Source organism: Muricoccus pecuniae (assembly GCF_014199205.1).
Taxonomy (GTDB): Bacteria; Pseudomonadota; Alphaproteobacteria; order Acetobacterales; family Acetobacteraceae; genus Roseomonas; species Roseomonas pecuniae.
In genome coordinates this window covers 103,781-128,414 of the sequence record NZ_JACIJD010000007.1, presented here as the reverse complement: position 1 = coordinate 128,414, position 24,634 = coordinate 103,781, and the positions used below count along the sequence as shown (strand labels likewise).

Annotated in this window: 22 protein-coding genes and 1 pseudogene; 9 read left to right on the top strand and 14 right to left on the bottom strand. The window is 69.5% G+C overall.

The features are described from left to right. Positions 1-30 precede the first annotated feature (30 nt). On the top strand, positions 31-1,818 hold the full coding sequence (locus tag FHS87_RS09375; protein ID WP_184516804.1) for a transglycosylase domain-containing protein: 1,788 nt from the start codon (positions 31-33) through the stop codon (positions 1,816-1,818). 81 nt (positions 1,819-1,899) lie between these two features. Here FHS87_RS09375 and FHS87_RS09370 read toward each other — a convergent pair whose 3' ends face one another. From FHS87_RS09370 to FHS87_RS09360, 3 genes are all read right to left on the bottom strand, one after another. After that, complete coding sequence (locus FHS87_RS09370) at positions 1,900-2,802, bottom strand: hypothetical protein (RefSeq protein ID WP_184516801.1); 903 nt, start codon at positions 2,800-2,802, stop codon at positions 1,900-1,902. A gap of 35 nt (positions 2,803-2,837) precedes the next feature. Beyond that, positions 2,838-3,302: a DUF4126 family protein gene (locus FHS87_RS09365; protein WP_184516799.1), complete on the bottom strand. Its 465-nt coding sequence runs from the start codon at positions 3,300-3,302 to the stop codon at positions 2,838-2,840. Positions 3,303-3,460: 158 nt separating this feature from the next. Continuing rightward, positions 3,461-4,393 (bottom strand): LysR family transcriptional regulator, encoded by a 933-nt coding sequence (locus tag FHS87_RS09360; RefSeq protein WP_184516796.1) that lies wholly within the window; start codon positions 4,391-4,393, stop codon positions 3,461-3,463. A 92-nt stretch (positions 4,394-4,485) separates the two neighbouring features. On the opposite strand from FHS87_RS09360, the gene FHS87_RS09355 reads away from it, so the two are divergent. From FHS87_RS09355 to FHS87_RS09340, 4 genes are all read left to right on the top strand, one after another. Continuing rightward, positions 4,486-5,481: a Bug family tripartite tricarboxylate transporter substrate binding protein gene (locus FHS87_RS09355; RefSeq protein ID WP_184516793.1), complete on the top strand. Its 996-nt coding sequence runs from the start codon at positions 4,486-4,488 to the stop codon at positions 5,479-5,481. A gap of 4 nt (positions 5,482-5,485) precedes the next feature. Further along, complete coding sequence (locus FHS87_RS09350; protein WP_184516790.1) at positions 5,486-6,817, top strand: acyclic terpene utilization AtuA family protein; 1,332 nt, start codon at positions 5,486-5,488, stop codon at positions 6,815-6,817. A 1-nt stretch (position 6,818) separates the two neighbouring features. Beyond that, positions 6,819-7,124 (top strand): AtuA-related protein, encoded by a 306-nt coding sequence (locus tag FHS87_RS09345; RefSeq protein WP_184516787.1) that lies wholly within the window; start codon positions 6,819-6,821, stop codon positions 7,122-7,124. A 294-nt stretch (positions 7,125-7,418) separates the two neighbouring features. Beyond that, positions 7,419-7,898, top strand: a complete 480-nt coding sequence (locus FHS87_RS09340) for an Ntn hydrolase family protein (protein ID WP_184516784.1) — start codon at positions 7,419-7,421, stop codon at positions 7,896-7,898. Between the two features lie 265 nt (positions 7,899-8,163). Here the strand turns inward: FHS87_RS09340 and FHS87_RS09335 are convergent, their stop codons facing one another. From FHS87_RS09335 to tam, 6 genes are all read right to left on the bottom strand, one after another. Next, positions 8,164-8,535: a hypothetical protein gene (locus tag FHS87_RS09335; RefSeq protein ID WP_184516780.1), complete on the bottom strand. Its 372-nt coding sequence runs from the start codon at positions 8,533-8,535 to the stop codon at positions 8,164-8,166. Positions 8,536-8,752: 217 nt separating this feature from the next. After that, positions 8,753-9,766 carry a TRAP transporter substrate-binding protein gene (locus tag FHS87_RS09330; protein WP_184516778.1) on the bottom strand — a complete coding sequence of 338 codons (1,014 nt, stop codon included), beginning with the start codon at positions 9,764-9,766 and terminating at the stop codon, positions 8,753-8,755. Between the two features lie 47 nt (positions 9,767-9,813). Then, the gene (locus tag FHS87_RS09325; RefSeq protein WP_184516775.1) at positions 9,814-10,701 is read right to left on the bottom strand and encodes an NAD(P)-dependent oxidoreductase; all 888 of its coding nucleotides are present in this window, start codon (positions 10,699-10,701) and stop codon (positions 9,814-9,816) included. Between the two features lie 156 nt (positions 10,702-10,857). Continuing rightward, entirely contained in the window at positions 10,858-12,192 is a 1,335-nt protein-coding gene (locus FHS87_RS09320) for an NAD(P)H-dependent oxidoreductase (protein WP_184516772.1), read from the bottom strand. Positions 12,193-12,314: 122 nt separating this feature from the next. After that, the gene (locus tag FHS87_RS09315) at positions 12,315-13,217 is read right to left on the bottom strand and encodes a LysR substrate-binding domain-containing protein (protein WP_221299733.1); all 903 of its coding nucleotides are present in this window, start codon (positions 13,215-13,217) and stop codon (positions 12,315-12,317) included. 301 nt (positions 13,218-13,518) lie between these two features. Further along, entirely contained in the window at positions 13,519-14,289 is a 771-nt protein-coding gene (gene tam, locus FHS87_RS09310) for a trans-aconitate 2-methyltransferase (protein ID WP_184516766.1), read from the bottom strand. Between the two features lie 391 nt (positions 14,290-14,680). Here tam and FHS87_RS09305 point away from each other — a divergent pair, with 391 nt between their 5' ends. Further along, on the top strand, positions 14,681-15,790 hold the full coding sequence (locus FHS87_RS09305) for an MBL fold metallo-hydrolase (protein ID WP_184516763.1): 1,110 nt from the start codon (positions 14,681-14,683) through the stop codon (positions 15,788-15,790). Between the two features lie 183 nt (positions 15,791-15,973). On the opposite strand, the gene hflX is transcribed toward FHS87_RS09305, so the two are convergent. The 5 genes from hflX to FHS87_RS09280 form a co-directional block, all read right to left on the bottom strand. Continuing rightward, positions 15,974-17,344, bottom strand: coding sequence for a GTPase HflX (gene hflX, locus FHS87_RS09300; protein WP_184516760.1), 1,371 nt, complete (start codon positions 17,342-17,344; stop codon positions 15,974-15,976). 304 nt (positions 17,345-17,648) lie between these two features. Next, complete coding sequence (locus tag FHS87_RS09295; protein ID WP_184516757.1) at positions 17,649-18,737, bottom strand: TRAP transporter substrate-binding protein; 1,089 nt, start codon at positions 18,735-18,737, stop codon at positions 17,649-17,651. A gap of 216 nt (positions 18,738-18,953) precedes the next feature. Next, positions 18,954-19,562: a thiamine pyrophosphate-dependent enzyme gene (locus FHS87_RS09290; protein WP_246418275.1), complete on the bottom strand. Its 609-nt coding sequence runs from the start codon at positions 19,560-19,562 to the stop codon at positions 18,954-18,956. After that, a complete protein-coding gene (locus FHS87_RS09285; protein WP_184516754.1) occupies positions 19,559-20,116 on the bottom strand; it encodes a thiamine pyrophosphate-binding protein in 558 nt (185 codons plus the stop codon). Before FHS87_RS09285 ends, FHS87_RS09290 begins: the two co-directional genes overlap by 4 nt. A gap of 104 nt (positions 20,117-20,220) precedes the next feature. Next, positions 20,221-21,231, bottom strand: a complete 1,011-nt coding sequence (locus tag FHS87_RS09280) for an NAD(P)-dependent oxidoreductase (RefSeq protein WP_184516751.1) — start codon at positions 21,229-21,231, stop codon at positions 20,221-20,223. 982 nt (positions 21,232-22,213) lie between these two features. On the opposite strand from FHS87_RS09280, the gene FHS87_RS09275 reads away from it, so the two are divergent. From FHS87_RS09275 to FHS87_RS23715, 3 genes and pseudogenes are all read left to right on the top strand, one after another. Continuing rightward, the gene (locus tag FHS87_RS09275) at positions 22,214-23,359 is read left to right on the top strand and encodes a GGDEF domain-containing protein (RefSeq protein ID WP_184516748.1); all 1,146 of its coding nucleotides are present in this window, start codon (positions 22,214-22,216) and stop codon (positions 23,357-23,359) included. A 305-nt stretch (positions 23,360-23,664) separates the two neighbouring features. Next, positions 23,665-23,784: pseudogene (locus FHS87_RS24605) on the top strand (transposase); the annotation flags it as partial. A gap of 233 nt (positions 23,785-24,017) precedes the next feature. Beyond that, complete coding sequence (locus FHS87_RS23715; protein ID WP_246418273.1) at positions 24,018-24,353, top strand: hypothetical protein; 336 nt, start codon at positions 24,018-24,020, stop codon at positions 24,351-24,353. Positions 24,354-24,634: the final 281 nt, after the last annotated feature.

Here is a 24,634-nt window from a genome sequence, read left to right as displayed (position 1 = left end):
TGTACCAGGGGGCATGTTCCAGCCTTGCCCATGCCGCCTGACCAGTCCCTAGATCGCAGACGCTTTCTCGCCCTGCTTGGCCTGGCCGCGGCCGCTCCTCGCCCCACCGAGGCGCTCGAGCTCGCTGATGCCAACCGGCTGATCACCGAGAACCGGGAGGACGGCATACGGGTCCTCAGCGCCCAGGGCGAGTTCGTCGGGGCACGCGGGGCCTATTACGGCCCGCCGGTGCCCTTCGCCCAGCTGCCTAGGCATCTGATCGACGCGCTGGTCGCGAGCGAGGACCGCCGCTTCTACGAGCACTGGGGCCTGGACCCCAGGGCGATGGCGCGCGCGGTCTGGTCGACGCTCACGGGGCGCACCCAGGGCGGCAGCACGCTCACCCAGCAGACGATCAAGGAGATCTACCTCAAGGAGCACAGCCCGATCGTCCGGAAGCTGCTGGAGGAGCCGGTGCTCGCGCCGATCCTCGAGCTCAACCTGAGCAAGGAGGACATCCTGTTCGTCTACCTCAACAGGGTGTTCTTCGGCGGCAGCGCCCATGGCATCGAGGCGGCGGCGCGCGTGTACTTCAACAAGTACGCCCGCAGCCTCAGCGTGCTGGAATCCGCCATGATGGTCGGGCTGCTGCCCGCACCCAACCGCTTCAACCCCCATCGCAACTTCGAGCTGTCGCGGGACCGGGGCTTCCGCGTCATCGAGCAGATGGTGGATGCCGACCTCCTCACCCGCGCGGCGGCGGACCGGGCGAAGGCGCAGCCGGTGACCGTGGCGCCCTCGAGATCGGCCTGGGGAGGCTTCTATCCCCGAGGCACTCAGATCGGCTGGTTCGCCCGCTGGGCCGAGAACGAGGCGAACGCCAACGCCGCCCCCAGCGCCCGCAAGGGCACGAGGACCATCACCACCACGCTCGACCCGAGGATCCAGGCGGCGGCGGAGCGGCATCTCGAGCAGGCCTTGCGGGCGAATGCGCGGACGAGGGCGATCGAGGAGGGCGCGGTCGTCGTCATGCGCCTCGACGGCGCGGTGGTCGCGCTGGTGGGCGGGCGCGACTACAAGCGCAAGGAGTGGGACCACGCGACGCAGGCGAAGCGCCAGCCGGGCTCGGTGGCGAAGCTGTTCGTCTATCTCGCCGCCCTGCAGGAAGGCAGCACGCCTGAGAGCAGGATCAGCGACGCGCCCCTCACCCTGGGCGGTCGCCCCGTGAGGAACTTCGACGACACGTATCTCGGCGACATCCCGCTCTCCGCCGCCCTGGAAAAGTCCTCCAACACCGCCGCGGTGCGGCTCGCTATCAGGAACACCGGCGAGGTCAGGACGCTGATCGAGAGGTTGAACATCGCCGACGATCCCGGGGGAGAGGCCGGCGACCTGGCGCTCGGCACCTATGAGGCGAGGCTGGTCGATCTCACCGCCGCCTTCGCCAGCGTCGCCAATCGCGGCCGCATGGTCGTGCCCTACTCGGTGCAGCGCGTTCAGGACCCAGCCGGGGGCGAGCTGCTGACGCGCGTGCTGCCGGCGAGATCGGAGATCAGGCAGGTGCTGGCACCGCAGCAGGCCGATGCCATGCGACAGATGCTCGCCGGCGTCGTGCAGCGGGGAACCGGGAAGGCCGCCGATCCGGGCTTCTGGGCGGCGGGCAAGACGGGGACGACCACCGCCAACCGCGACGCCTGGTTCATCGGCTTCACCGAGAGCTACGTCGCCGGCGTGTGGCTCGGGAACAGCGACAGCAAGCCGATGACCGGCGTGTCGGGAGGCGGGCTGCCCGCCCAGATCTGGCGCGCGGTCATGACGGACGCGGTCAGGAACGCCTGAGCCTCCCCCGCGCCCCTTGCCCGGCCGAGCCCGTGAGCCGCTTCGGGCTCGCCGAAGCCGTCTCGCCGGGCAAGCGGCCAGTCACACCGTCCTGGCCCGGCGTGTCGCCCGCGCACGCTCAAGGGACGCCGCCTTGCGACGTTCCTCCCGCAGCACCTCGATCGTCGGCTGCCACCAGCCGCGCGCCAGCTCGGCCGGGCCTGGTGCCGCCTTCGCGGGCCAGGCCTGGACGAGCTCGGCATGGCCGGGCCGGCGCAGCGTCGCCCAGATCAGCGCGGCGGGCCCGGCGGCGAGGCCGGGGTAGAAGCGGGCGACGGTCGCCGGCTCGGGAAGCTCGCCCGTGATCGCCTCGAACACCGCGCAGCCCGCATGGGTCATCAGCACGCGGTCGAGCGGCGGCAAGGCGTCCTCCGGCACGGGATATCGGTTCCGGCGACGCTCGGCGGCCTCGGCCCGCCGCTCCCCGTGCTCGGGGGAGGCCTTGCGGCTCTCCTCGCGCGTCCGGCGCTCCTCGGGCTCGGCATGGCGGGCGGCCTCCTCGATGGCGGGCCAGCGCTTGCGCAACTCCTCGAAGGAGCGGAACGGCACGCGCCACGCCTTCGATGAGGGGTCCCACGACGCCCAGGGCACCTCCCGCAACTCCGCGATGACGGTGCGGGAGTACGGCGTTCGCACCACGAAGCCCTCCGCGACCTCCAGATAGGGGCTCGAGATCGGCTCGAAGTCGAAGGCGTCGCGCCCGCGTTGGTCGGCATAGGCCAGCACGCCCTGCCACTCACGCCCCATCCAGGCGTTCAGCCGCCGCTCTGCCCGTGCCCCCGGGACGAACCAGGCCCGGAGGTCGTCGCGCCACCTCGCGCGCGGGAATGCCTCGCGGAAGCGCTCGACCGTCATTCGGTCATAGGGGAAGGCGGCCGTCGCGCCGGGCGCGCCATCGCCCGAATCCCGCTGCGCCGCGCTGAACTCAACTGTCTCGTCGCCCACCACTCGCTCCCGTCGCCCCGCTGCCGTGGAAGCGCCTATCTCCCGGAGGAGCGGCCCAGTTTGCGCAGGATCGTCACGGCGCTGATAACGACGATGGCGTCCTCGACCAGTCCCGTCGGCGTCTGCCCGTAGCGCGGCATGGCGGCGATCCTCGCGCGCCAGCCTGGATAGGAAGCGACCACCGCGGTCGTGCCGCCCAGCGCGGCGGCGAGCCAGCGCTGCCGGCGCGGGGCGAGCGAGGCCCCGGCGATGGCGGCGGTGACGAAGCGCGTCGCCAGCCCGATGGGCACGATCCGGTCGGGTGCGGACTTCATCTTGTCGCCGCCCAGCTCGGCAACCGCGAGGGCGACCGTGGCGAGCGCGACCAGCGGATGGGCGAGCAGGCGGGGAGCCCCGTTGTCCTCCGGCAGGTCGCCGCGCGCGGCCGCGACGGAGACCGTGGCCAGCGGCGTCATCCCTCGCTGTCCGCCGACCAGGCCCATGAGGAAGGAGGCGAGCATGTCATCATCCCGGCGCAGACTGGCGGGACAACTCATCCCCGGGGCACGTGGTTTCGCGGGATGCCGCCGGGTGGGCCGGGGCGGTGCCTCTCGTCCTCGCTGTCCGGTGCTCCGCTGGGAGCGAGCGGCACCTGCCCGCCCGGGGTCGCCGCGCCGGCCTAGCCCGTCCGGGCGGGACGCCGGCGCCGCTGGCGGAGGCCCGGGCCGCGGATCCCGGCGAGGATGTCGCCGACGAGCGCCTCGGCCGCGGGCGAGAGGGTGCGGCCGGCACGCCGGACGAGGCTGATGGAGCGCCGGACCTCGGGCCCGACGATCGGCCGGGTCTGCAGGATCGGCGTCACACGCAGATCAACGGCCGAGGAGGGAAGGACGCCGATGCCGAGCCCTGCGCGCACGAGCGCGACGGCCGTGCTCATATAGGTCGCCTCGCAGGCGGGCAGCGGGCTCACCCCCGCCTCCCGGCAGGCGCGGTCGAAGAGGGCGCGCACGCTGCTCTCGGGGTCCATCAGGACGAGCGCCTCTCCCGCGAGCTCGGCGACGGCCACCGCCGGAAGGGCTTCGAAGCGATGGCCGGAGGGGAGGACGGCGACCATCCGGTCCTCCAGGATCGGCACCACCTCGATCTCCGGGTCGCGCTCGATCTCCGTGCCGATGCCGATCTCGACGGCCCCGGTCCTGACGAGCTGCACGACATTCCTCGCCACGGCGTCGCGCACCACGATGCGGATGCCCGGATTGGCCGCGCGCAGCCGGGCGAGGACGGGCGGGAGCAAGGTCGCCCCCACCGAGGGGAGGACCGCCACGCGCACGAGGCCGCTCCGGCCCGCCGCGGCCTCCCGGGCCCCGGCCACCACGGCGTCCAGGTCCTCCAGCACCCGCGCGAAGGCGTCGGCGAGGCCGCGCCCGGCCACGGTCGCCACCGCCCCGCGCGCGCCGCGGTCGAAGAGCCGCAGGCCCAGCGCGGCCTCGGCCTCGCGAAGCTGCACGGTCAGCGCCGGCTGGGACAGGTGAAGCAGCTTGGCCGCGCGGCCAAGGCTGCCGGTGCGGGCGACGGCGACGATGGCGCGCATCTGGCGCAGGGTGACGCTCATAAACCCCGCTTATGAGAGCGCTCAGAAACTTTCAATTGTATGATCGCCCCCTGTCCGGCCCACTCGGCCGGGCTTCGGGAGGAACAACGAACATGACCACCACGGCCGCGTTGCCGCGTCGGCGCTTCCTGCTCTCGGCGGCAGCGCTCACCCTCCCCGCCCTGCCCCGCCCCGCCCTCGCCCAGACACCCTGGCCGGACCGCCCGATCCGGGTGATCGTCCCCTTCGGCGCGGGCACGAGCACGGACATCATGACCCGCCTCGTGACGCCGCGCATGTCGCAGGAGCTGGGCCAGCCGATCGTCATCGAGAACCGCACCGGGGCGGGCGGCGTGGTCGGGTCCGAGCTGGTCGCGAAGTCGCCGCCGGACGGCTACAACCTCTGCATGGGGAGCATCGCCTCCCATTCGGTGAACGCCTCGCTCATGCCGCGCCTGCCCTACGACGTGCTGCGCGACTTCACGCCGGTCTCCCTCGTCACCAACGCGCCGAACCTGCTGGTCGTCGGCCCCCAGGTGCCCGCGAACAACCTCCAGGAGTTCCTGGCCTGGGCGCGCACCCAGCGGGGCGGGGCGTCCTACGCCTCGGCGGGGAACGGCACCTCCAGCCATCTCGCGGGCGAGCTGCTGAAGCAGAGGACCGGCGTGCCGCTGGAGCACGTGCCCTACCGCAGCGGGGCGCAGGCCCTGACCGACATCATCGCGGGACAGGTGGCGATGACGGTCTACCAGGTCACGGCCGTCCTCCCCTTCGTGCGGGACGGCAAGATGCGCGCCCTCGCGACCACCTCGGCGCGGCGCCTCGAATGGACGCCCGAGGTGCCGACCGTGGAGGAGCAGGGCGTCAGGCCCTTCGATGTCGCCGCCTGGCACGGGCTCTTCGCGCCGGCGAACCTGCCCGAGCCGGTCCTCGGCCGGATCTACCGCGCGCTGACGGTCGCGCTGAACGACCCGGAGCTGCGCCCCAGGCTGAACGAGCAGGGGCTGGAGCCGGTGGGGCTCTCCCCCGCCGAGTTCCGCCCGTGGCTGGAGGCCGACATCGCGAAGTGGCGCGAGGTCGTGCGCGCCGGAAACATCCGGCCGGATTGAGCGCATGAGGACGGTACGCATCGGCGCGGGGTCCGGCTTCTCGGGAGACCGGATCGAGCCCGCGGTGGAGCTCGCCGAGCATGGCGGCCTCCGCTACCTCGTCTTCGAGTGCCTGGCAGAGCGGACGATCGCCCTGGCGCAGCTCGCGCGGCGGCGCGATCCGGAGGCCGGCTTCGACCCCCTGCTCGCCGCGCGGATGCGGGCGGTGCTGCCCGCCTGCCGCCGCCAGGGCATCCGGATCGTCACCAACATGGGCGCCGCCAACCCACTCGCCGCGGCGCGGCGCGTGGCGGAGGTGGCGCGGGGGCTCGGGCTGCACGGCCTCAGGATCGCGGCGATCACCGGCGACGACGTGACGGACCGCCTTCGCGGCACGGAGACCGCCCTGGACGAGGGCGGCACCGTGGCGGCACTCGGCAACCGGCTCGTCTCCGCGAACGCCTATATCGGCGCGGGTTCCATCGCCGAGGCGCTCGAGGCCGGGGCGGAGGTGGTGGTGACGGGCCGGGTCGCCGATCCCGCCCTCTTCCTCGGCCCGCTGATCCGGGAGTTCGGCTGGGCGGTGGACGACTGGACCCGGCTCGGGCGCGGGACGGTGGTGGGGCACCTCCTGGAATGCGCGGGCCAGGTGACCGGGGGTTATTTCGCGGACCCCGGCGTGAAGGACGTGCCGGATCTCGCGCGGCTCGGCTTCCCGCTCGCCGAGGTCGGGGAGGACGGGAACGCTCTCGTCACGAAGGTGGCCGGCTCCGGCGGCCGGGTGACGCCCGCGACCTGCAAGGAGCAGCTTCTCTACGAGGTGCACGATCCCGCGCGCTATCTCCAGCCCGATGTCGTGGCCGACTTCTCCGGCGTGAAGGTCGAGGCCGCGGGCGAGGATGCGGTGCGCGTGACCGGCGGGGACGGCACGCCGCGGACGGGAAGCCTGAAGGTCTCGGTCGGCTGCCACGAGGGCTGGTTCGGCGAGGGGCAGATCTCCTATGCGGGTCCCGGCGCCGTCGCGCGCGGGCGGCTCGCGCTCGATCTCGTGCGGGAACGCCTCGGCCTGATCGGGCACGAGGCGGAGGAGATGCGCTTCGACCTCATCGGGATGGATTCGATCCTCGGCCCCGGCGAGGGCGCGCCGGAGCCGCGGGAGGTGCGCGTGCGGGTCGTCGGCCGCTGCACCTCGCCGGAAGAGGCGGAGCGGATCGGGCACGAGGTGGACAGCCTCTACCTCAACGGCCCCGCGAGCGGCGGCGGGGTGACCAAGGCGGTGCGCGAGGTGATCGGCATCCGCTCCTGCCTCATCCCCGAGGATGATGTCCGGCCCAGCCTCGCCTGGGTGGAGGCCTGAGATGCTGCTGCGCGACCTCGCCCACAGCCGTGCCGGCGACAAGGGCGACATTTCCTGCATTTCCGTCATCGCCCGCGACGCCGCGGACTACCCGCTCCTCCTGCGCGAGGTGACGGCTGAGCGGGTGCGGGCGCATTTCGCCGGCATCGTCCGGGGCGAGGTGCGCCGCTACGAGCTGCCCGGCATCGGCGCGCTGAACTTCGTGCTGGAAGGGGCTCTCGGCGGCGGTGTCACCCGCTCCCTCGCCCTCGACGCCCACGGGAAGTGCCTCGCCTCGAAGATGCTGGAGTTCGATCTCGGCGGCTGAACGGAGGGGCGGAACAAACCCGCTCACGGCAGGTGAGACTGCCGCCCTGCCCGGCATCCCCGCAGCCCGGCACAGAGCCGCGCGATGTCCCACCCCGGACGCGGCCAGGAACCACGGGCGCCGAGGCTGGCCGAGACAGGGGGGCAGGCCCGGCGAGCTTGGCCGCATTGCAGCAGCCGGGCCACGCGCCCAGTGGACCCGATCGGCAAACTCACGGCTTCGTGAGTATTCTGTTGAGGTCGGCAGGCCGGGACAGCTATTTCTTTCAGCGCAACGCACCCGGGGGTTCCTGCCGTGACCACCATCGCCTGGGACGGCCGCGTCATGGCCGCCGACCGCCGCATTTCCATGGGCACGACGACCTACTCGTCGACCAAGATCCGCCGCACGGCGGACGGGCGCCTCATCGGGGCGACCGGGGAGTGGCCGGTCGCCTCCGTCGTCCTCGACTGGCTGGAGCATGGCGGCCCCCGCCCGGACTGCCAGTCGAGCGACCGCTGGTGCACCGCGCTGGAGGTGACGCCGGATGGCCGGTGCTGGCTGCACCAGCGCGACGGCAAGTGGCCCGTCGAGGACGCCTTCACCTCGATCGGCTCGGGCCGGGAATACGCCCTGGCGGTGATGGCGGTGGGCATGGGCGCCGAGAAGGGTGTCGAGGTGGCGGCCCGCTTCGACCCCGGCACCGGTAACGGCATCGACGCGCTTGAGATCGCCCCCGCCGCGGCCGCCCCCGTGCTGGTCGAGATCACCAACGGGGCGGCGCTGGCCGCCTGAACCGGTCGCCCCCCCCGTGGCCGCGCGGTGGTGCACGGCGGCATCGTGCGGGGCGCCTATCCCGGCCGCCGGCTACCCGGCAGCGAAGATCCACGAGGGCCAGCCTGCACTTCCTGCGGCCTCACCGTGCTTCTCCCCAGCGGCAGGCCGGCGCCGCCTCGACCGGGGCCGCTGCCCCAGCCTGTCCAGCGCATCGGGCCTCGCACCCGGCTGGAGCACCCCGTGCCCCCGGCCGGCCGGGGCTGGTCGGCCTCACGCCCGGCGGTCAGCCCGCCGCCTCGCCGGGATTCGCACGGAGCATGAAGACGGGCGAGTAGGTGGCGGGGCCGTCCTCCTCCGCGCCGAGAGCGGCGATGGCCCTCTCGTACCGCGCCAGCGCGCCGTGCAGGGCCGCCTCGTCCGTCGCCTCGATCAGCAGCAGGCCGGCGAAGCTTCCGTCCCCGCCGCGCAGCGCCTTCTCGTTCGTCGGTACGCCGGAGCCCTCCGATCCACCGCGAGGAGCCGCACGGCGCAGATCCGGTCCGCCCCCGCGACCGCCTCGAGCGCGGCCTCGTCGGACGCCGTGCGGGGCAGGCGCAGGGCCAGCAGATGCCCCCTGCCCCGTGCCCCGTGCCGAACTCGTGGATGATCCGTCCACAGCCGCGCGCGAAGTTTCGCAGCACCGGCATGGTCCGGCGGGACCGGGCGTCGGGTCGTTCAGCCGAGCCAAGTAGGCCGCGCTCGTCAGCACGGCCGCGGACGAGAGATCATAAATGACGAGGTAGCGGCAGCCCCGGCCGATGTGGCAGCACCGGGCGGCGTGCCCTGGACCATGATCGTCCAGGCCGCCGCCCTCACCTCTCCCAGTACCCTCCTCAGGCCGCGGCCGTTGCGGCGCTGCGCAGGCGCTTGACGAACTCGCCGACGGGCCGCTGCTCCCACCGGTCCAGCACCGCCACCGTCGCAGCGCGGAACAGCGGCAGATTGGCCTCGTTCACCGTCATCGCGGGGTTGGCGCGGTACTCCGCGAGCAGCCGGGCGTCGGCCTCCTGCATCAGCCGGCGATTCGCAGCGGTCGCCTCGGCCGCCGCTTCCTGGATCACCCGCCGGTCTGCCTCGGAGAGGCGGCCCCAGGCGATGCGGGAAACCAGGAAGGGCGAGCATTCCCACTTGTGGCTGGTCAGCGAGATGAAGCGGTTCACCTCGTGCAGCTTGCCGGAATGAATGTTGGCGAGCGGGTTCTCCTGCCCGTCCACGACACCCTGCTGCAGCGCCACGTAGAGTTCGTTGAAGTTGATCTGCTGCGTCGCCGCACCGAGCGCCTGAAACGTATCGATCGTCGCCGGGTCGGCCGGCGTGCGGATCTTCATCCCGCGCAGGTCCTCCGGCGTCTCGATCGGCTTGCGGCGGTTCGTGACATGGCGGATGCCGTTGTCCCACCAGCCGAGCGAGATCAGCCCGACCGACTCGAGCTTGCGGACGATCTCCTGTGTCACCTGGCCGTCGATGGTGCGGAAGGCAGCGCTGCTGGTGGCGAAGAGGAAGGGCAGGCCGAAGGTTGCCAGCTCCGGAACGACGGAGGACACCGGCCCCTGGCTGTTCACCGACATGTCGAGCGTGCCGGTGCGCAAGCCCGTGAGCATGGCAAGGTCGTCGCCGAGCTGCGCCGCACCGGCGACGCGAACCTCAATGCGGCCGTTGCTGCGCCCACGCACAACACTGGCGAAGTGGTCGGCCGCGACCGTGCGCGGGTTGCCGGGTGCGGTGCCGTGGCCGAGGGTGAGGCGCACCTGCCCCTGCGCCCTCAGCACGCCGGGCTTCGCGAGCAAGCCGCCGGCGGCAAGCCCGAGGAGGGCGCCCCGGCGAGTGATGGTGAAACCGTTCTTCATCGTTTCCTCCTGTTCTTCCTTCGTCCCTGCCGCAGCCGGGAGCTGCGTCAGCCAGTCTCCAACCCGTTTCGTCGCCTGACTTCCCGAATGATGCCGCTATGGTCCAGCTCACCGTCCCCATGCGCGACCATGTCGGCGAAGAGCCGGTCCACCAGCTGAAGGACCGGCAGATCAAGCCCGAGAGCGCCGCAGAATGCGAGCGCGGTACCGGTATCCTTCACCTGGTACTTCGCCGGCCCGCCGGGCACGAAGTCTCGCGCGATCATGCGCAGCCCGTGCTGGCGCAGCACCGTGGATTCAGCGAAGCCGCCGAGCAGCGCCTCCCTGACCCTGGCCGGGTCCGCCCCGCCGCGCTCGGCGAGCAGCAAGGCCTCCGCGACGGTGGCGATGCTGCCGGCGACGATGATCTGGTTCGCCAGCTTGGCCAGCTGCCCGGCACCGGACGGGCCGACATGGGTGGCGCAGCCGAGAGCGGCGAAGACCGGCAAGGCCCGGGCGAAGTCCGCTTCCTTGCCGCCGGCCATGATGGAGAGCGCCCCCTCGCGGGCGCCGCGCTCGCCGCCGGAGACCGGCGCATCCAGCACGGCGATGCCGTGCGCGGCGGCGAGCTCGGCATGCCGGCGCGCGGTCTCGACGGGGATGGAGCTCATCACCACCAGCAGGCTGCCCGGACGCATGGCGGCCAGCACCCCGCCCTCCACCAGCACCTCGTCGCAGACGGGGCCGGAGCTGAGCATGGCCACGGCAATATCGGCATCGGCCACGGCGGCGACGGAATCTTCCGACAGCGCCACTCCATGCCCGGTCAGCGCCGCGGCCTTGGCCGGCGTGCGGTTCCATGCCCGCACCCTGTGCCCGGCCTTGGCGAGGCGACAGGCCATGTGCCCGCCCATGATGCCGGTGCCCAGAAAGCCGATGCGCGCAGGATCAGCCATGAGGCGGGGCGCCAAGGCGCGCTGGCCGTTCCCTCAGCCTCAGCGGCGGCAAACCGGCGATGGACCGAGGCTGGCCCAGCCTGGCCGTCGGGCTCTCCCCGTCGAACCGCCGGTTGCCGGGGCGAGCCCCGGAGCCCGCGATGGCGAGGAGGCCGTTCATCCGCCCTGCTCCATCTGCTGCCGCAGCGCGACCACGTCGAGATCGTTCACCAGCTCGACATCGTCGAAGCTCACCGCCACGTCCTTCGCCACCGCCCGCTTCAGCCGCACGTTGTGGGCGAGGCCGATGGGCAGCGCACGCGCGGCAAGGCTCCTCGTCGCGGGGATGGCGTTGGCCCACACGGTGAAGCCCCCCTCTCCGTCCAGCATCTCGCCGGGCCGGAGGTCCCGCTTCGCCGTCGCCACCGCGTCACCGCGGAACTCCTTCGGCGTGCCGGTCGGCTCGTTGCGCAGCACGGCCGAGAGCACGCTGATGCTCGTCTCCAGGCCGATCATGTGGAAGGGCCGCCACATCGAGCCGTACCAGCCCGACTTGTCCACCTGCAGCCCGTACTGCTGGAAGCAGGCGCGGGTGTACTCGTTGTTGGCGCGGAAGGTGACGAAGACGCCGTACTGGATGTGGTTGAACACCACGCGGCCATCGGGCTCGTGGCTCGCGGCGATGTCCACCAGCCCCGCACGCGGCAGGCGGCCGCCCTCGGAGGCCGGCTTGAACACCTGGGCCAGGTCGTGCAGGCCCGTGGGGGGGAAGGCCAGGCCGTCATCGGGGCAGTCCAGCCCGGTGCCGTTGGCCACGGCCGCCATCTCGATGGCCGCCTTCGTGCCGTCGGTGAAGGAGTTGTACATCTTCGGGTTGAAGTCGCCCTTCGCCACCTCTTCCTCGGTCCAGCCGAAGAAGCCCCACACCGTATCCGGCGTGGAATAACGGTAGCGCGGCTCGAAGTTCATGCCCTTGCCGGCCGAGACCAGCTCGAAGCCGCAGGAGCGCACCCAGTCCACCAGTTCGCAGATCATGGCCGGTTGGTCGCCATAGGCCATGGAGTAGACCAGGCCCTTGGCCCGCGCCTTGGCCGCCAGCACCGGGCCGCACAGCACGTCGGCTTCCACATTGACCATGATGACGTGCTTGCCGCCCTCGATGGCGGCCAGCGCGTGGCGGATACCGGCGATCGGATGGCCGGTGGCCTCGATGATGCACTCGATGCCGTCGAACGCCGCCAGCGCGCGAGCGTCATCCAGCACGCAGGTGCCACCGCCCTTGAAGGCTTCGGCCAGGCTCGGCGCGGCATAGCGCTCCTCCGGCCAGCCGACACGGGCGAGCGAGGCGCGCGCCTTGGCAAGGTCGAGATCGGCCACGCCCACCACATGGAGGCCCGGAATGCGCTGCGCCTGGGCAAGCACCATGGAGCCGAACTTGCCGGCGCCGATCAGGCCGACGCGGACCGGACGTCCGTCGGCGGCGCGCGCCTGCAGCATGGTCGAGAGATTCACCCGGTCCTCCCCTTGGTCTGGGCTGGCCTATTTCACCGGCCCACTTGGTTAGGCAGACGGTAGGGGAGCGGCTCGCGTTAGCTCAAACGAGTTTTTCAGGCAGTGCCGTTAAGTGGATCTAATCACTCCCCTGCCATGCGGAGAGTCCGTCCACACCACAGGTCGCGCTCAGCGCGGAGCCAGGCGAGGAAGGCGGCCACTTGGCTGCGGCGCAGCCTGTCATGCGGGCAGACCAGCCACTGCGTCGTCCGCCTTGCCTGCGGCGGCTCGCTCACCGGGCAGGCCAGCAGGCCCTCGCGCAACTCGCGCTCCATCATCAGGTCGCTCTCCAGCGCGATACCGATCCCATTGGCCGCGGCATCTATGGCCATGTGGCTGCGGTCGAACAGCACGCGCCGCCACCTGGCAGGGGCGCTGACGCCGGCCAGGCCGAACCAGTGGCCCCACTGCACCTGCGACTTCACCGAATGGATCAGGCGAAAGCGCGGCAGCTCCTCCGCCCTCAGGCTGCCGGGCGGGCAGAGCCCGGGATGACAGACCGGCAGGAAGCGCTCCTCCGTGATGCCCTCGACGAACAGCCCGGGCCAGTTGCCCTCACCATGGCGAATGTCGATGTCGACGGCCCCGCGCGCGAAATCGGTCGGCTCGTTGGTCGCATCGAGGCGCAGGTCGATATCCGGGTAGGCGTCGAGAAAGCCGCCGAGGTGAGGCAGCAGCCACTTGGTCGCGAATGTCGGCGTGACGCGCACGGTGAGCGACCGGGACGACAGATAGCCGCGGATCCCGCGCGTCGCCTCGGCCACGCGCTCCAGGTTCTCCGAGATCATCTCGAAGTAGCGCTCTCCGGCCTCCGTCAACGCCATTCGCCGCCCCGACTTCACCATCAGTGACGTGCCGAGGTGCAGCTCCAACGCTGCGATCTGCTGGCTGACCGCCGAGGGTGTCACGCCGAGATCCTGCGCGGCGCGCGTCAGGCTGCCCGCCCGAGCGGCAGCGTGGAACACGGCGATGGCGCGGAGCGGCATGTGCATGAGCCGGAGCGTAGTGCCAGGACGTTACCATGTCCGAGATTTTCGATGACAAGCAGGTCTGTCATTCCTTGCACAGAAACTGCCGACGATTTCCCGTGAACGGTGAACCGGGAGGGCAGTAGCGGCGACGGTCCGCGGCCGTCTGCATGCGTCAGCGCTGCCCCGCCTGGAGCGGCGCAGAGGGACATCCCAGCATCGGCGCTGGCCGCGCTGACCTATGTTCCGAAAGGAACGGTACCCGGCCGCTTCCCCGGGAGCGGGCTGTTCTCCGACCCTCGCCCGCCCCTCCCATTCGTCAGCGCGTCGCGACGAAGAACAACCGGGGAAACGGCAACAGCACAGTTCCATCCTCCTGGGCAGGATAGGCCTCTTGGATCCCAGCCTCGTAGCGCTCCAGGAACTCCGCCCGCTCACCCTCATCCAATGGGTCGAGGAAGGGCCGCAGCCCGCTGCCCTTGAACCACTCCACGACAGCACTTGCGCCACCAGGCAGTGGATGATGGTAGATGGTGATCCACACATCCACGCGCGCACCAAGTTCCCGCAGCGCGCCGTAGTACCAAGCTGCCCCGCGACGCGGTGCCCGCGCCTCCCCGGCCGCCCTCAGCTTCGCCGCCCACGGCCCCGTGGAGGCCACCTTCCGCATCAGCTGATGCGCGGGCTCGTCGAGGTTGTCCGGCATCTGCACCGCCAGTTGCCCTCCCGGAGCGAGGCGTTCCAGCAGCGCAGGGAGCAGAGTCCTGTGGTCCGGCACCCATTGGAGAGATGCGTTGGCGAGCACGACATCGTAGCGTTGCGATCCCTGCCAGGCCGCGATGTCGCCGAGCACGAACTCAACCCCCGGCAGCCGTTGGCGCGCGGCCGCCAGCATGTCCGCCGAGCTATCGAGGCCGAGTACCGCCGCGCCGGGAAAGCGCGCCCGCAGCAACTCGGTGGAGTTGCCAGGGCCGCATCCGAGATCCGCCACCGCCGTTACGTCCCGCTCAAGGACGCGCGCCAGCAGGTCGCGTACCGGGCGTGTGCGTTCGTCCTCGAACTGCGTGTACTGCCTTGCCGACCAACTCATGCCACGACCCATCCCAGGCTCGATGCCGTTCTCATCAGGTTAGCCTCCAGGGAGGGGCATGCGAAGTTCAACCCCGCCGGACCTCCCGGGGAGGTCGCGGTCGGAGCCCTGCTGTCCGACACCGACCGGGTGCTGCGGCGGCACTTCGCGTGGGAGGCGGAACGCTTCGGCCAAGGGCTCCAGCACCGCCCGCCGCTCATCCGCCAGTGCCATCGCACCCTTTGGACAGCCGGAGAGCACCGGGCTCAGCCCCTTGGTTCAGGCTCCAACAGGACCGATGTCACTTGCCTGCTTGCCCGGGATGCCTGACATGCTGGACGGCAACGCTCAGCCGGGAGAAGCAGAGGACCTGCCTCATGGTGTTCCTACCGCCCGAGATCCCGGACATCCCGTGACTGACGACAGATCCCGATCCACTCACAGCGTGCCCCGGCGCCGCTTTGCGGCCCTGCTCGGTGCTGCTCCGGTGCTGGGAATGCTGCCCTGGATGGGCGGCTGTTCCGCTAGCGGCATGGCGAGCTACGAGGGGCCGGTGAGCGACCACTTCGATGGTGCGCGGTTCTTCAATCCGGGCGGCACGGGTCCGCGCGGCCTCATGGACCTGGCGCGATGGAAGCTCAACGGGAATGACGAGGACTGGCCCGACGCCTATCCCAGCCCGTTCCCGCCTGACCGGCCTCCGCGGCGCGTGGAGGGGAGGGCGCTCCGCGTCAGCTTTGTCGGCCATGCGAGCTTCCTCATCCAGGGCGCGGGGCTGAACATCCTGACGGACCCGGTCTGGTCCGAGCGTGCCAGCCCTTTCTCCTTCGTCGGCCCCAAGCGCGCCAACCCACCGGGCATCGCCTTCGACGATCTGCCGCCCATCGACATCATTCTGGTGTCTCACGGGCATTACGACCACTTGGACGTCGAGACCCTCGCGCGCCTCTGGCGCCGCGACCGGCCGCGGATCGTCGCGCCGCTCGGCAACGACACTACCATCCGGGAGCACGACCCGGCCATTGAGGTCTCGACCGCTGACTGGGGTGGTGCGGTGCCACTCGGGAACGGTGCTGAAGCCGTGCTGGAGCAGGTCCACCACTGGACGGCGCGCGGCCTCTGGGACCGCAACCGTGCGCTGTGGTGCGGATTTGTGCTGCGTGGCCTGGGAGACGGCGTCTTCTTCGCGGGGGACACGGGCTTCGACGATGGCCGGCCGTTCCGGCGCGTTGCGGAGCGGCACGGGCCACTCGGCCTCGCGCTGCTGCCGATCGGCGCTTATGAGCCCAGGTGGTTCATGGCGGGCCAGCACATGAATCCGGCGGATGCGGTACAAGGCTTCAAGCTGCTCGGCGCGCGTCAGGCGCTCGGCTATCACTGGGGTACCTTCAAGCTCACGGACGAGGGGATTGGCCGCCCGCTGGCGGACCTCGCGGTGGCGCTCGCCGCGGAAGGGCTAGCGCCCGGACGCTTTATTGGTGCGCAGCCCGGGCTGGTCTGGTCAGGAACAGTGGGACCCTGACCTGTACAGGTTGAGGCCACAACCGGAGCATGCGCTGACAGCTCTAACCGCTGCATCGTTCGCTTCCACCGGCGTGATTAGAAGCAGCGAATCCCCGCCTAAATCTCTCGATAGTCGGCACCGCTGATCAGCAGTACGGCTGTGCTGTCAAAGCCAGCCTGGGCGCGGCACTGCACTCGTACTTCAGGACGCAGCAAGACTTCTTCGCAGGCGGGTGATGGCGCCAGGCAGGCCGCGCACCTTCAGGACGCGGCCATTCTCATCGTACTCCTCTGACAGGACGCGCGCGCTCTCGTACACCTCGCCGATCAGCCCTTGCTTCGCATATGGCAGGATCAGCACATCCTCAACCATCTCCGCCTCGAAGAAGGCGATGATGGTGTCCCGCAGCGCACTCACATCCCCAGGCGAATGGGCGGAGAGCATGATCGCGTCCGGATGCCTGGCCAGGAGCACGGCGCGCCGCACGTCGTCCACCCTGTCCATTTTGTTCAACACCAAGCGGGACGGTACCGCATCCGCGCCGATCTCCCTCAGCACGCTGCGGCTCACCTCGAGCTGCGCCTCATAGGTCGGGTCCGAGGCATCGACCACGAAAAGCAGCAGCGAGGCCTCGAGAGCCTCCGTCAAGGTCGAACGAAAGGAGGCGACGAGGTCGTGCGGTAGCTGCTTGATGAAGCCAACCGTGTCCGACACGAGCACTCGTGGCCTGGTTTCCGGCTGGAGGATACGAACCGTCGTATCGAGCGTGGCGAAGAGCTTGTCCTCCACCAGGACCTGACTTCCGGTCAGCGCACGCATCAGCGAGGACTTGCCCGCATTCGTGTAGCCGACCAGCGCCACCCGCAGCTGGTCCCGCCGGGCGGAGCGACGATGATCGCTGTCGCGCTGCACCGCCTCGAGCTGTTCCTTCAGTTCGGCCAGCCGATCGCGGATTTTGCGGCGATCGAGGTCAAGGTTGGTTTCTCCCGCTCCGGGCCCCTGCTGCCGGCCCCCGCCCCCCGACGATTCCCGCAGGCGCGGCGCGACGTATTTCAGCCGCGCCATCTCCACCTGCAGCTTCGCCTCGCGGGTATTGGCGTGCCGGTGGAAGATCTCGACGATGACGCCGGTGCGGTCGAGCACCTGGGCCCCGGTCGCCCGCTCCAGATTACGGATCTGGCTGGGCGAGAGCTCGTGATCGACGATGACGAACTCAGGCTTGCGGTCGAGCTCCGGTTCGGATTCCGTCGGGTCGGTTGGCGCGCCCGGAGCCGCGGCATCGGCCGCTCCCTCGAAACGTGTCCTGGCCTTCGACCTCGGCGGCGGCGCCATTGAGCCGATCACGCCGCTGCCGCCGGTCAGCGCCGCCAGTTCCGCCAACTTGCCGCTGCCCAGTACGGAACCGGCACCCGTCCCCTCTCTCCGCTGAGACACCGCCCCAACGACCTTGTAGCCAAGCGTTTTCACCAGGCGCCCCAGTTCCTCCAGGCTGGCTTCATGGGCGACATCATCGACTTGCGGCGTCTGAATACCGACAAGAACGGCAAGCGGGGTGGGGGGCTTGGTCTCCATGAAGGCCCAATAGCACGGCTCAAGCTAAAGCCCGAAGACCACCTTGTTATCGACCACGGCCGTTCCGAGTCCGTTTTATCCGATCTCACCTTTCCGTCGGGACTCCGAATGCCGCCGTTTTGTCGGCCGGCCCATTCAAGCGCCGACCGACATGGCAAGGGGCACGGAGTTGTGGATGGCCGACGCTCTGATCAGCCGAGGAGGATCGGCGTTCCAGCCGGTCCTGCCGGGAACGACATCGCCGCAACCATCGCACAGGCACATGCCGGCGCTGCCCACGAGAGGCCTCGCCGCCGGCCCTTGATCAACGGACCATCTGCGTCGCCGTGAATGCGAAGTTGTCATAGGAGTTCTCGGCCACGCGGAACCAAGTGAACTCCTCGTCGCGGTACCGACGATAGGATTCCAGCACCTTCCGGAACTTCTCGTTCCGCTGCGCCGTTTCCTCGAAAACAGCATTGGCGGAGCGCCAGGCCGCCTCGAGCACCGGGCGAGGATAGGCACGCAGCTGCGTACCAGCCGCTACCAGCCGCCGGAGTGCCTGCGGATTGGAATGGTCATAGCGACTGGTCAGCTCTGATTCCTGCTCGAGGCAGGCAACCTGGAAGGCCTGCTTGTACTGCTCGGGAAGCGCTTCCCAGGCACGGAGGTTCACCATCGTGAACAGGCGCGCACTCGGTTCGAAGAAGCCGGGATAGTAGTAGTAGGGTGCCACGCGCGCGAAGCCGAGCCGCTCGTCGTCATGCGGCCCCACGAACTCCACGGCGTCCAGCGTGCCGCGCTCAAGGGAGGGATAGATATCACCGGCCGCGATCTGTATCGGCACGGCGCCCATGCGCGCGAAAACCTCACCGGCCAGTCCGGCGACCCGGAACTTCAGGCCCTTGAAGTCGTCCGGGGTGCGGATCTCCTTGCGGAACCATCCCCCCATCTGCGCGCCGGTATCGCCGGTCGGAAATCCGAGAATATTGTATTCCTTGAACAGCTCGTTCGCCAGATCAAGGCCGCCTCCGTGGCGTAGCCAGGCAGTCATCTGTCGCTGCGTCAGACCGAATGGCAGGACGGAGAAGAAGGCGAAGGTCGGGTCCTTGCCTACATAGTAGTAGGGAGCCGTGAACGCTGCTTCCACCGTGCCCGCCTGCACGGCGTCGAGCGCCTGTAATCCGCCGACGATCTCGCCCGCAGCGAAGACGCGTATCTGGAAGCGGTTGTCCGTCAGCGCCGCGATCCGCCGCGCAGCATTCTCCGGGGCCGACGACAGGAGGTCGAGACTCTTCGGGAAAGATGAGGTCAGGCGCCACCGAACTTCCGGCAGCGTTTGCGCTATCGCAGGTGCGGCGAGCGCAGCCGGCAAGATGGCGGCAGAGCCGCCCAGCAGGGCACGGCGGTCCATGATCATTCCTCCCGTCGACTTCTTCTTGGATGCAGATAGGAAACAGAAATCTCGCAACGCGCAAGGGAGTCGCAGCGGCACGAGCCCTCTTCGGAGAGATCGCGTGCCTGCCGCGGCCCTTGCCAGCTCGGGGGTGCAGCGAGTTCATCGCGGGGACGAGACGTCGCGTGTTCGACGCGGAGGTTCCCTCGCCGGGGCAAGCTCCCAGCGGCCGGTTCACATCGAGTCCAGACCGAGTGCCCGGCGCATGCGCGCTTTCAGCGCCACCCCGTCGCGAGAAGGGATGCAGCGGGGCTTCTCCTCGCCACCGATCCGGACCACGGCGACGAGCGGCCCCGCTCCGAGCCGGCCCACCCTCTCCGCCAGCTCCTTGACCTGCGCCTCCGTCTCGATCCGCATCGTCTCGGCGATGCCGCAGGCCCGCGCCACCTGAGCCAAATCGGTCAGGCCGCCGGAGGTATGGCTCCGTTGCGCGCCGGTTTCACCGTAGAGGCCGTTGTCCAGGACGACCACGGAGAGGTTCGCGGGGCGCTGTACGGCGATGGTCGCCAGAGCGCCCAGGCCCATGAGGCACTCTCCATCCCCGACGAGAACGAGAACCGGCACCTCAGGTTGAGCCAGGGCCAAGCCCAGACCGAAAGTCGTTGCGCCGCCCATGGCACCCCAGAGATAGAAGTTCCGCTCATGGTCCCCGGCTGCTGCCAGATCGTAGGTAGGCGAGCCGAGGCTGGCGACGACCAGCAGGTCCCGACGGCCCCGCATGATCTCGAGAACGACTGCCCGCCGGTCGAGTGCTGGAGGGGCCGCCATGTCGCCCCCCGTCATTTGGTGAAGACCTTCGCGCCGATGAGCTTCTGTGACAGCAGCACCGCCACGGGTGTTCCCCCGAGGAAGGCCATCCGTGTCGCCGCTTCCACGGTAGGCGCCACTTCGGACGGGTCCGAAGCGCGGAAAACCTTCACGTCCATCAGCTCGAGTGCCTGCTGCGTCGCCGATCCCATAGGAACCTGCCACGGATTGAACTCGCCCCATTCACCGCGCATGGTCACCAGGGCGAGCAAAGGGAAGCGGCAGGTCTTCACGAGCGACAGCATGTTGACGCAATTGCCGACACCGCTCGACTGCATCAGCAGCACGCCTCGCCTGCCGCCGATCCAGGCACCGCTGACCAAGGCAACCCCCTCCTCCTCGGTCGTCAGCGGCACTGCCGTGACCGCGGGGTCGTCGTGCAATCGCTGGATCAGCTCGGCATGGCCCCCATCGGGAACATAGGCGGCGATCGTGACATCCATGCTGCGGAGGACGTCATAGATCTCGCGCGGCCAGGATGCGCGAGGCTGCTCCACCGTTTCGGAGTCTCCGGCCACGAAGGTCGTCATCAACACCTCGTCCTCTTTCTGCCCACGGGCTGGCCGCATCGCCTTCGAGCGGATCGCCCGGCAGAAGGTGAGGTCTGCCGGCGATCCTGGATATGTACAGCCCTTCAGCCAGGCGGCGTGCCAGCCTTCAATCTCGGCGGCGGCAGGCCCGAGAGGTCGCATTGCGCGTCGAGCAGCGCGGAGAAGTCCTTCCCTCCAAAGCCGCGCGCGCGAGCGGAGGAGAGCGTCTCGCGCCCGGCCGCCGCCATGGGCAGAGGCACGCGTTCCGCATTGCCCGCCTCCACGATCAGGGTCAGGTCCTTATGGGCCAGGTCGATGGCGAAGCCCGGCCCCGTGTCGCCGGCGAGTACCTTTTGCGGCCAGTTGACCTTCAGCTGCCCATTGGTCGCAGTGGTGCCGTGCAGCACCTCCAGCGTCCGCTCCAGGTCGAGCCCGAAGCTCGCCGCCAGGGCGAGCGCCTCGGCGTTGAGCGTGCAGAGCAGCACGGCAAGGTGGTTGTTCACCAGTTTCGTGCGCGTGCCGCTGCCCGGCGGCCCGCAATGGTGGATGGTGCTTCCCATCGCCTCCAGCAGGGGTCGGACGCGGGCGAAATCCGTGTCGCTCGCCCCTACCATGAACAGGCTCTCGCCGCGCTCCGCGTGGCTCGCCAGGCGACCAACCGGCGCGTCCACGAAGCCGACGCCCTTTTCCGCGCATGCCGCAGCCAGCGCGTCGCTCGTGGCAGGATCCACGGTGGAGGTGTCCATGACCAGCGATCCCGGGGCGAGGTGTGCCAACAGGCCGTCCGCGCCCAGCACCACCTCACGCACCTCCCGCGGCCCCGGCAACATCGTCATGACGACGGAAGAGCAGCGCGCCAGCTCGGCCGGCGAGGAGGCCCGGCTCGCCCCCAGTTCCTCCAGCGCCGCCGCCGCGGTGGGTGCCATGTCGAAGACCGACAGGGCGAACTGCTTGCGGCGCAGATTCGACGCCATGGGACGCCCCATCCGCCCGAGACCGATGAAACCGACACGCTCCATTCTTGCTTCCTCTCCCTTCGCCTCACCGGACTTCAAGGACCGGCTTGCATATGCCGAAGTAGGCGTTCGATGCCTCTTCGCCGTCCAGCATGGCATGTGCCGGCGCCCGAGTGCCGCACCGGACGGCCCGATCTGCTGGCGGTCCTGCGGAAGTCGCGCCTCGCCTTCCAGGATGCGCCCTGTATCGCCGGCCAGAAACGACCTCTCCGCCCGCTTCGCGACGACGAGCAGGTTCGAACCAATCAGGCATCGCCCGATCCTCGGGGTAAGCCACCAAGGGTTGAACCGCCTTCACCGCTTTGCAAGCCGGCTTCGCCGATGTTGGAGCGCATCCTCATCGCAAGGCACCTGCATCCGATCGGCAGGGCCGGCGGCCAGCACAGGTGCCTCATCCTCAACGATCCCCGGCGGAAGCACCGCCCGGGGTGAAGCTCCCTCCCCCACTGCCGCTGTAGCAGCGCAGGCGCGCATCATGTCATCGGCCGACAAGGCAGTGCGAGGCACCCTGCCGATGTCAGCATCGCAGAGCCCGTGCCGAGGCGCATTCGGGCAGATCCTCCCAATGGCCGGTTTTCTCGGCCTCTTCCGCGGTAACACGGACCGGAAACCGCTGTTGGGATCAGCGTAGCAACACGGTTCCGCGTTGAGAAACCCGTATTTGCAGGTGATCGCGAGTTCTGTTCTTTTCCTTGCATGAAGCGATCGCTGGCTTAGCCTTTGTCGCCGGGCAGCCCTCTGACCCGGGTTGGTGGCAGTTTCAGGGCCGTGCCGTTATGATCGCTCATCTGCCTTCGGGAAGGAGCAGGACCACGGGGCGGCCACGACCATCCGCGATCCACCAGATCTGCGCCTTTGTCAGCCAGAACAGGTCAGCCATGGCAGCACTTCCGGCCACCATGGATTCAGCCACCCAGATCAGGCGCTAGCCCTGATTGATGGACCCTGAGCCTCGAGTCACCAGTTCAGTACCGATCTCCCTAACTTACTTTAACGCATGTGCTGGCGGCCGGACGGGGCACCGGCTAGGGCGTGCCGCGTAGGTCCTTGGATCAACCCTTCTCACGAAGGCAGCGAATACTTGGCTCTCAGTGTCCCAACCCTCATCGTCTACACCGCTGTCCTGATGCTGGTCATCACGGGCGCTCTGGTCCTGCCGAGCACTAGGGGACAGGGGCGGCGATGGCTGATGGCGGCGAGTCTTCCCTTTCTCGTCGGCTTCCTGGCCGCCGCAGTTTTTGGGCTGGATTACGCCTTCCCAAGCCAATGGCTCGAGACGGTCGGCGTTACCTTCGTCATCGCGGCCTTCTCCGCAGGCTGGTATGTGGTCCGCAACTTCACCGGCCGCTCAGCCCGGTTGGCCTTGGCGCTCCTCTTTCCCTTCTCCTATGCCTTGCTGAGCGCCTTGATCTTCATCCCGTGGCAGCTTGAGGCTGCGGAGGCCGTCTATCGTACTGCAGCCACGCTGGTCCTGAATGGGCTGATCGCACGTGACCTGGCACCCGGCCGGGCGCCGGAATTACCTTCTCGTCCGGTGCTGCGGGGCGTCTTCCTGATCTTCGCCGTGCTTGCGGCGTTCCGGATCGTGCTCTCCCCCTGGCTGCCTTCACCCCTGGGCGCCGCCACTTCCCAGGCCTGGTCCGTGGCCGCCTACAATTTCGGCATCGTGATCCAGGCCCTTGTCACGGCCGTGCTGCTGGTGGCGCTGGCCCGCGAGAGAGAGGCGGCTCGAAATGAGGCGATGTCGCTGCAGGATCCGATGACCGGCGCGCTGAACCGGCGCGCCCTGGAACGCCACGGCGCCGTCGTGGCGATCGGCGGACAGCCACTGACGGTGCTCGCTTTCGACCTCGACCATTTCAAGCGCATCAATGACCGCTTTGGCCATTCCGTGGGGGACGCCGTGATCTGCACCGCTGTCGAGACCGCGCGGAGCGTCCTGCGGGAGGACGATGCGGTGTTCCGGCTCGGCGGCGAAGAGTTCGCCTGCGTGCTCAGGGGCGTGACACCCGAGGTCGGGGTATCGGTCGCGGAGCGGCTTTGCAGGAGCTTCGAGGAGGCAGGGCGGAATGTGGCCGGCCAGCGCGTGGGAGCGACGATGAGCGTCGGCATTGCCTCCGCCCCTGCAGGAGCGGCCATCGACCTGGAAGACCTCATCGCGGAGGCGGACCGCGGTCTCTACAGGGCAAAGAACCGGGGGCGGAACCAGGTCGCCGAGGCCGCGTGAAAGGGGACCGGCGCGAGAGTGTGCGCGGGGCCAAGCTATGTGGTGAAGGTCGCCACTCCGAGTAGTAGGTCTCACAGCCTGTTCGAGGGGCCCTCCGCCGTCCGTCCCCATCTGCTCCTGAGGTGAACACCGTGAACCGCCTGGCGGGGCGGAAGGGCGGGAGAGATATGGACGGAGCGGCATCGGGCACGCCATGCGGCGCGCCTGAAGCACATAGTTTTGAACTGCGCGGTCCGCGAGGGGGCGGGCTGGCCGGAGCGGGCTGATCCGCTACCAGCGATAGTGCCACGCCTGCCTTGGCGGTGATGCAGGCGATCGCGGGGCATCTGCGGGTGGGCGGTGGGCGGCGGGCGCTTCCACCGGACATGCCGCCGTGGCGCACGGTCTATGGCTGGTTCCGGCATTGGCAGGCGCTGGGACTTTTCGAGCGCATGATGCGCGACCCGGTCCGGCTGCGCCGCCGCGCGGCGGGCCGCAGGACCGAGCCCCGGCTGGCGATCATCGACACGCAAACGGTGAAGTGCATCCCGGTACGCGGGCCGCGCGGCTTCGACGCCGCCGAGCGCACACTGGGACGCAACCGGGTGGCCATGGTGGATGCCGACGGTCACCGGCTGGCCTTGCCGTCCTCCCGGCCTCGGTCCAGGCGCGCGACACCTTGCCCGCGCTCGACGTCGACAAGGCGACCTGGCCCAGCCTGCGGGTGGCGATCCTCGACGGCGCCTTCACCGCCGAGCGCTGCCGCGAATGGCCTAACCTGCACGGCATGCGCCACGAAGTCCTCGCGCGATCGCTTGGCCAGCAGGGCTTTGTCGTGCTGCCTCGGCGAGGGGTGGTTGAGCGAAGCTTGGGCTGGCTCACACACTGCGACGGCCTGTTGCGTGACCGTGCCGGGCGCCTCGACGTCGCGGCGGCCCGCATCGCCCGCACCGACGTGCTCGCCGCCACCAAGGCCCTCGTCAACCCAGCCCGAACTCCATCAAACAAGCTTTAAAGCCGACCGGCTAACGGACGCCTCTTTCAAGCTCGTCTGGCGGAAGTGCTTCGGGTCGCATAGCAGAGTCCGGACGAGGATCCGAAGACAGGGCATTCAGAAGCCGCGGACGACGAATAGTCGTTTTCGGAAAGGTGAGGGCAGCGAGTCAGCGATTGCGCGGGAGTGGGGTGCTGGTGTCTGGAGCCGCACCGGGCGTGTTCTGCACCGGTCATCGGATCGTCAGCTTCGGCAAGCGGAGGTGAACTCTGGCGGCCAGTTGCCGTTCTACCTGATCAGCC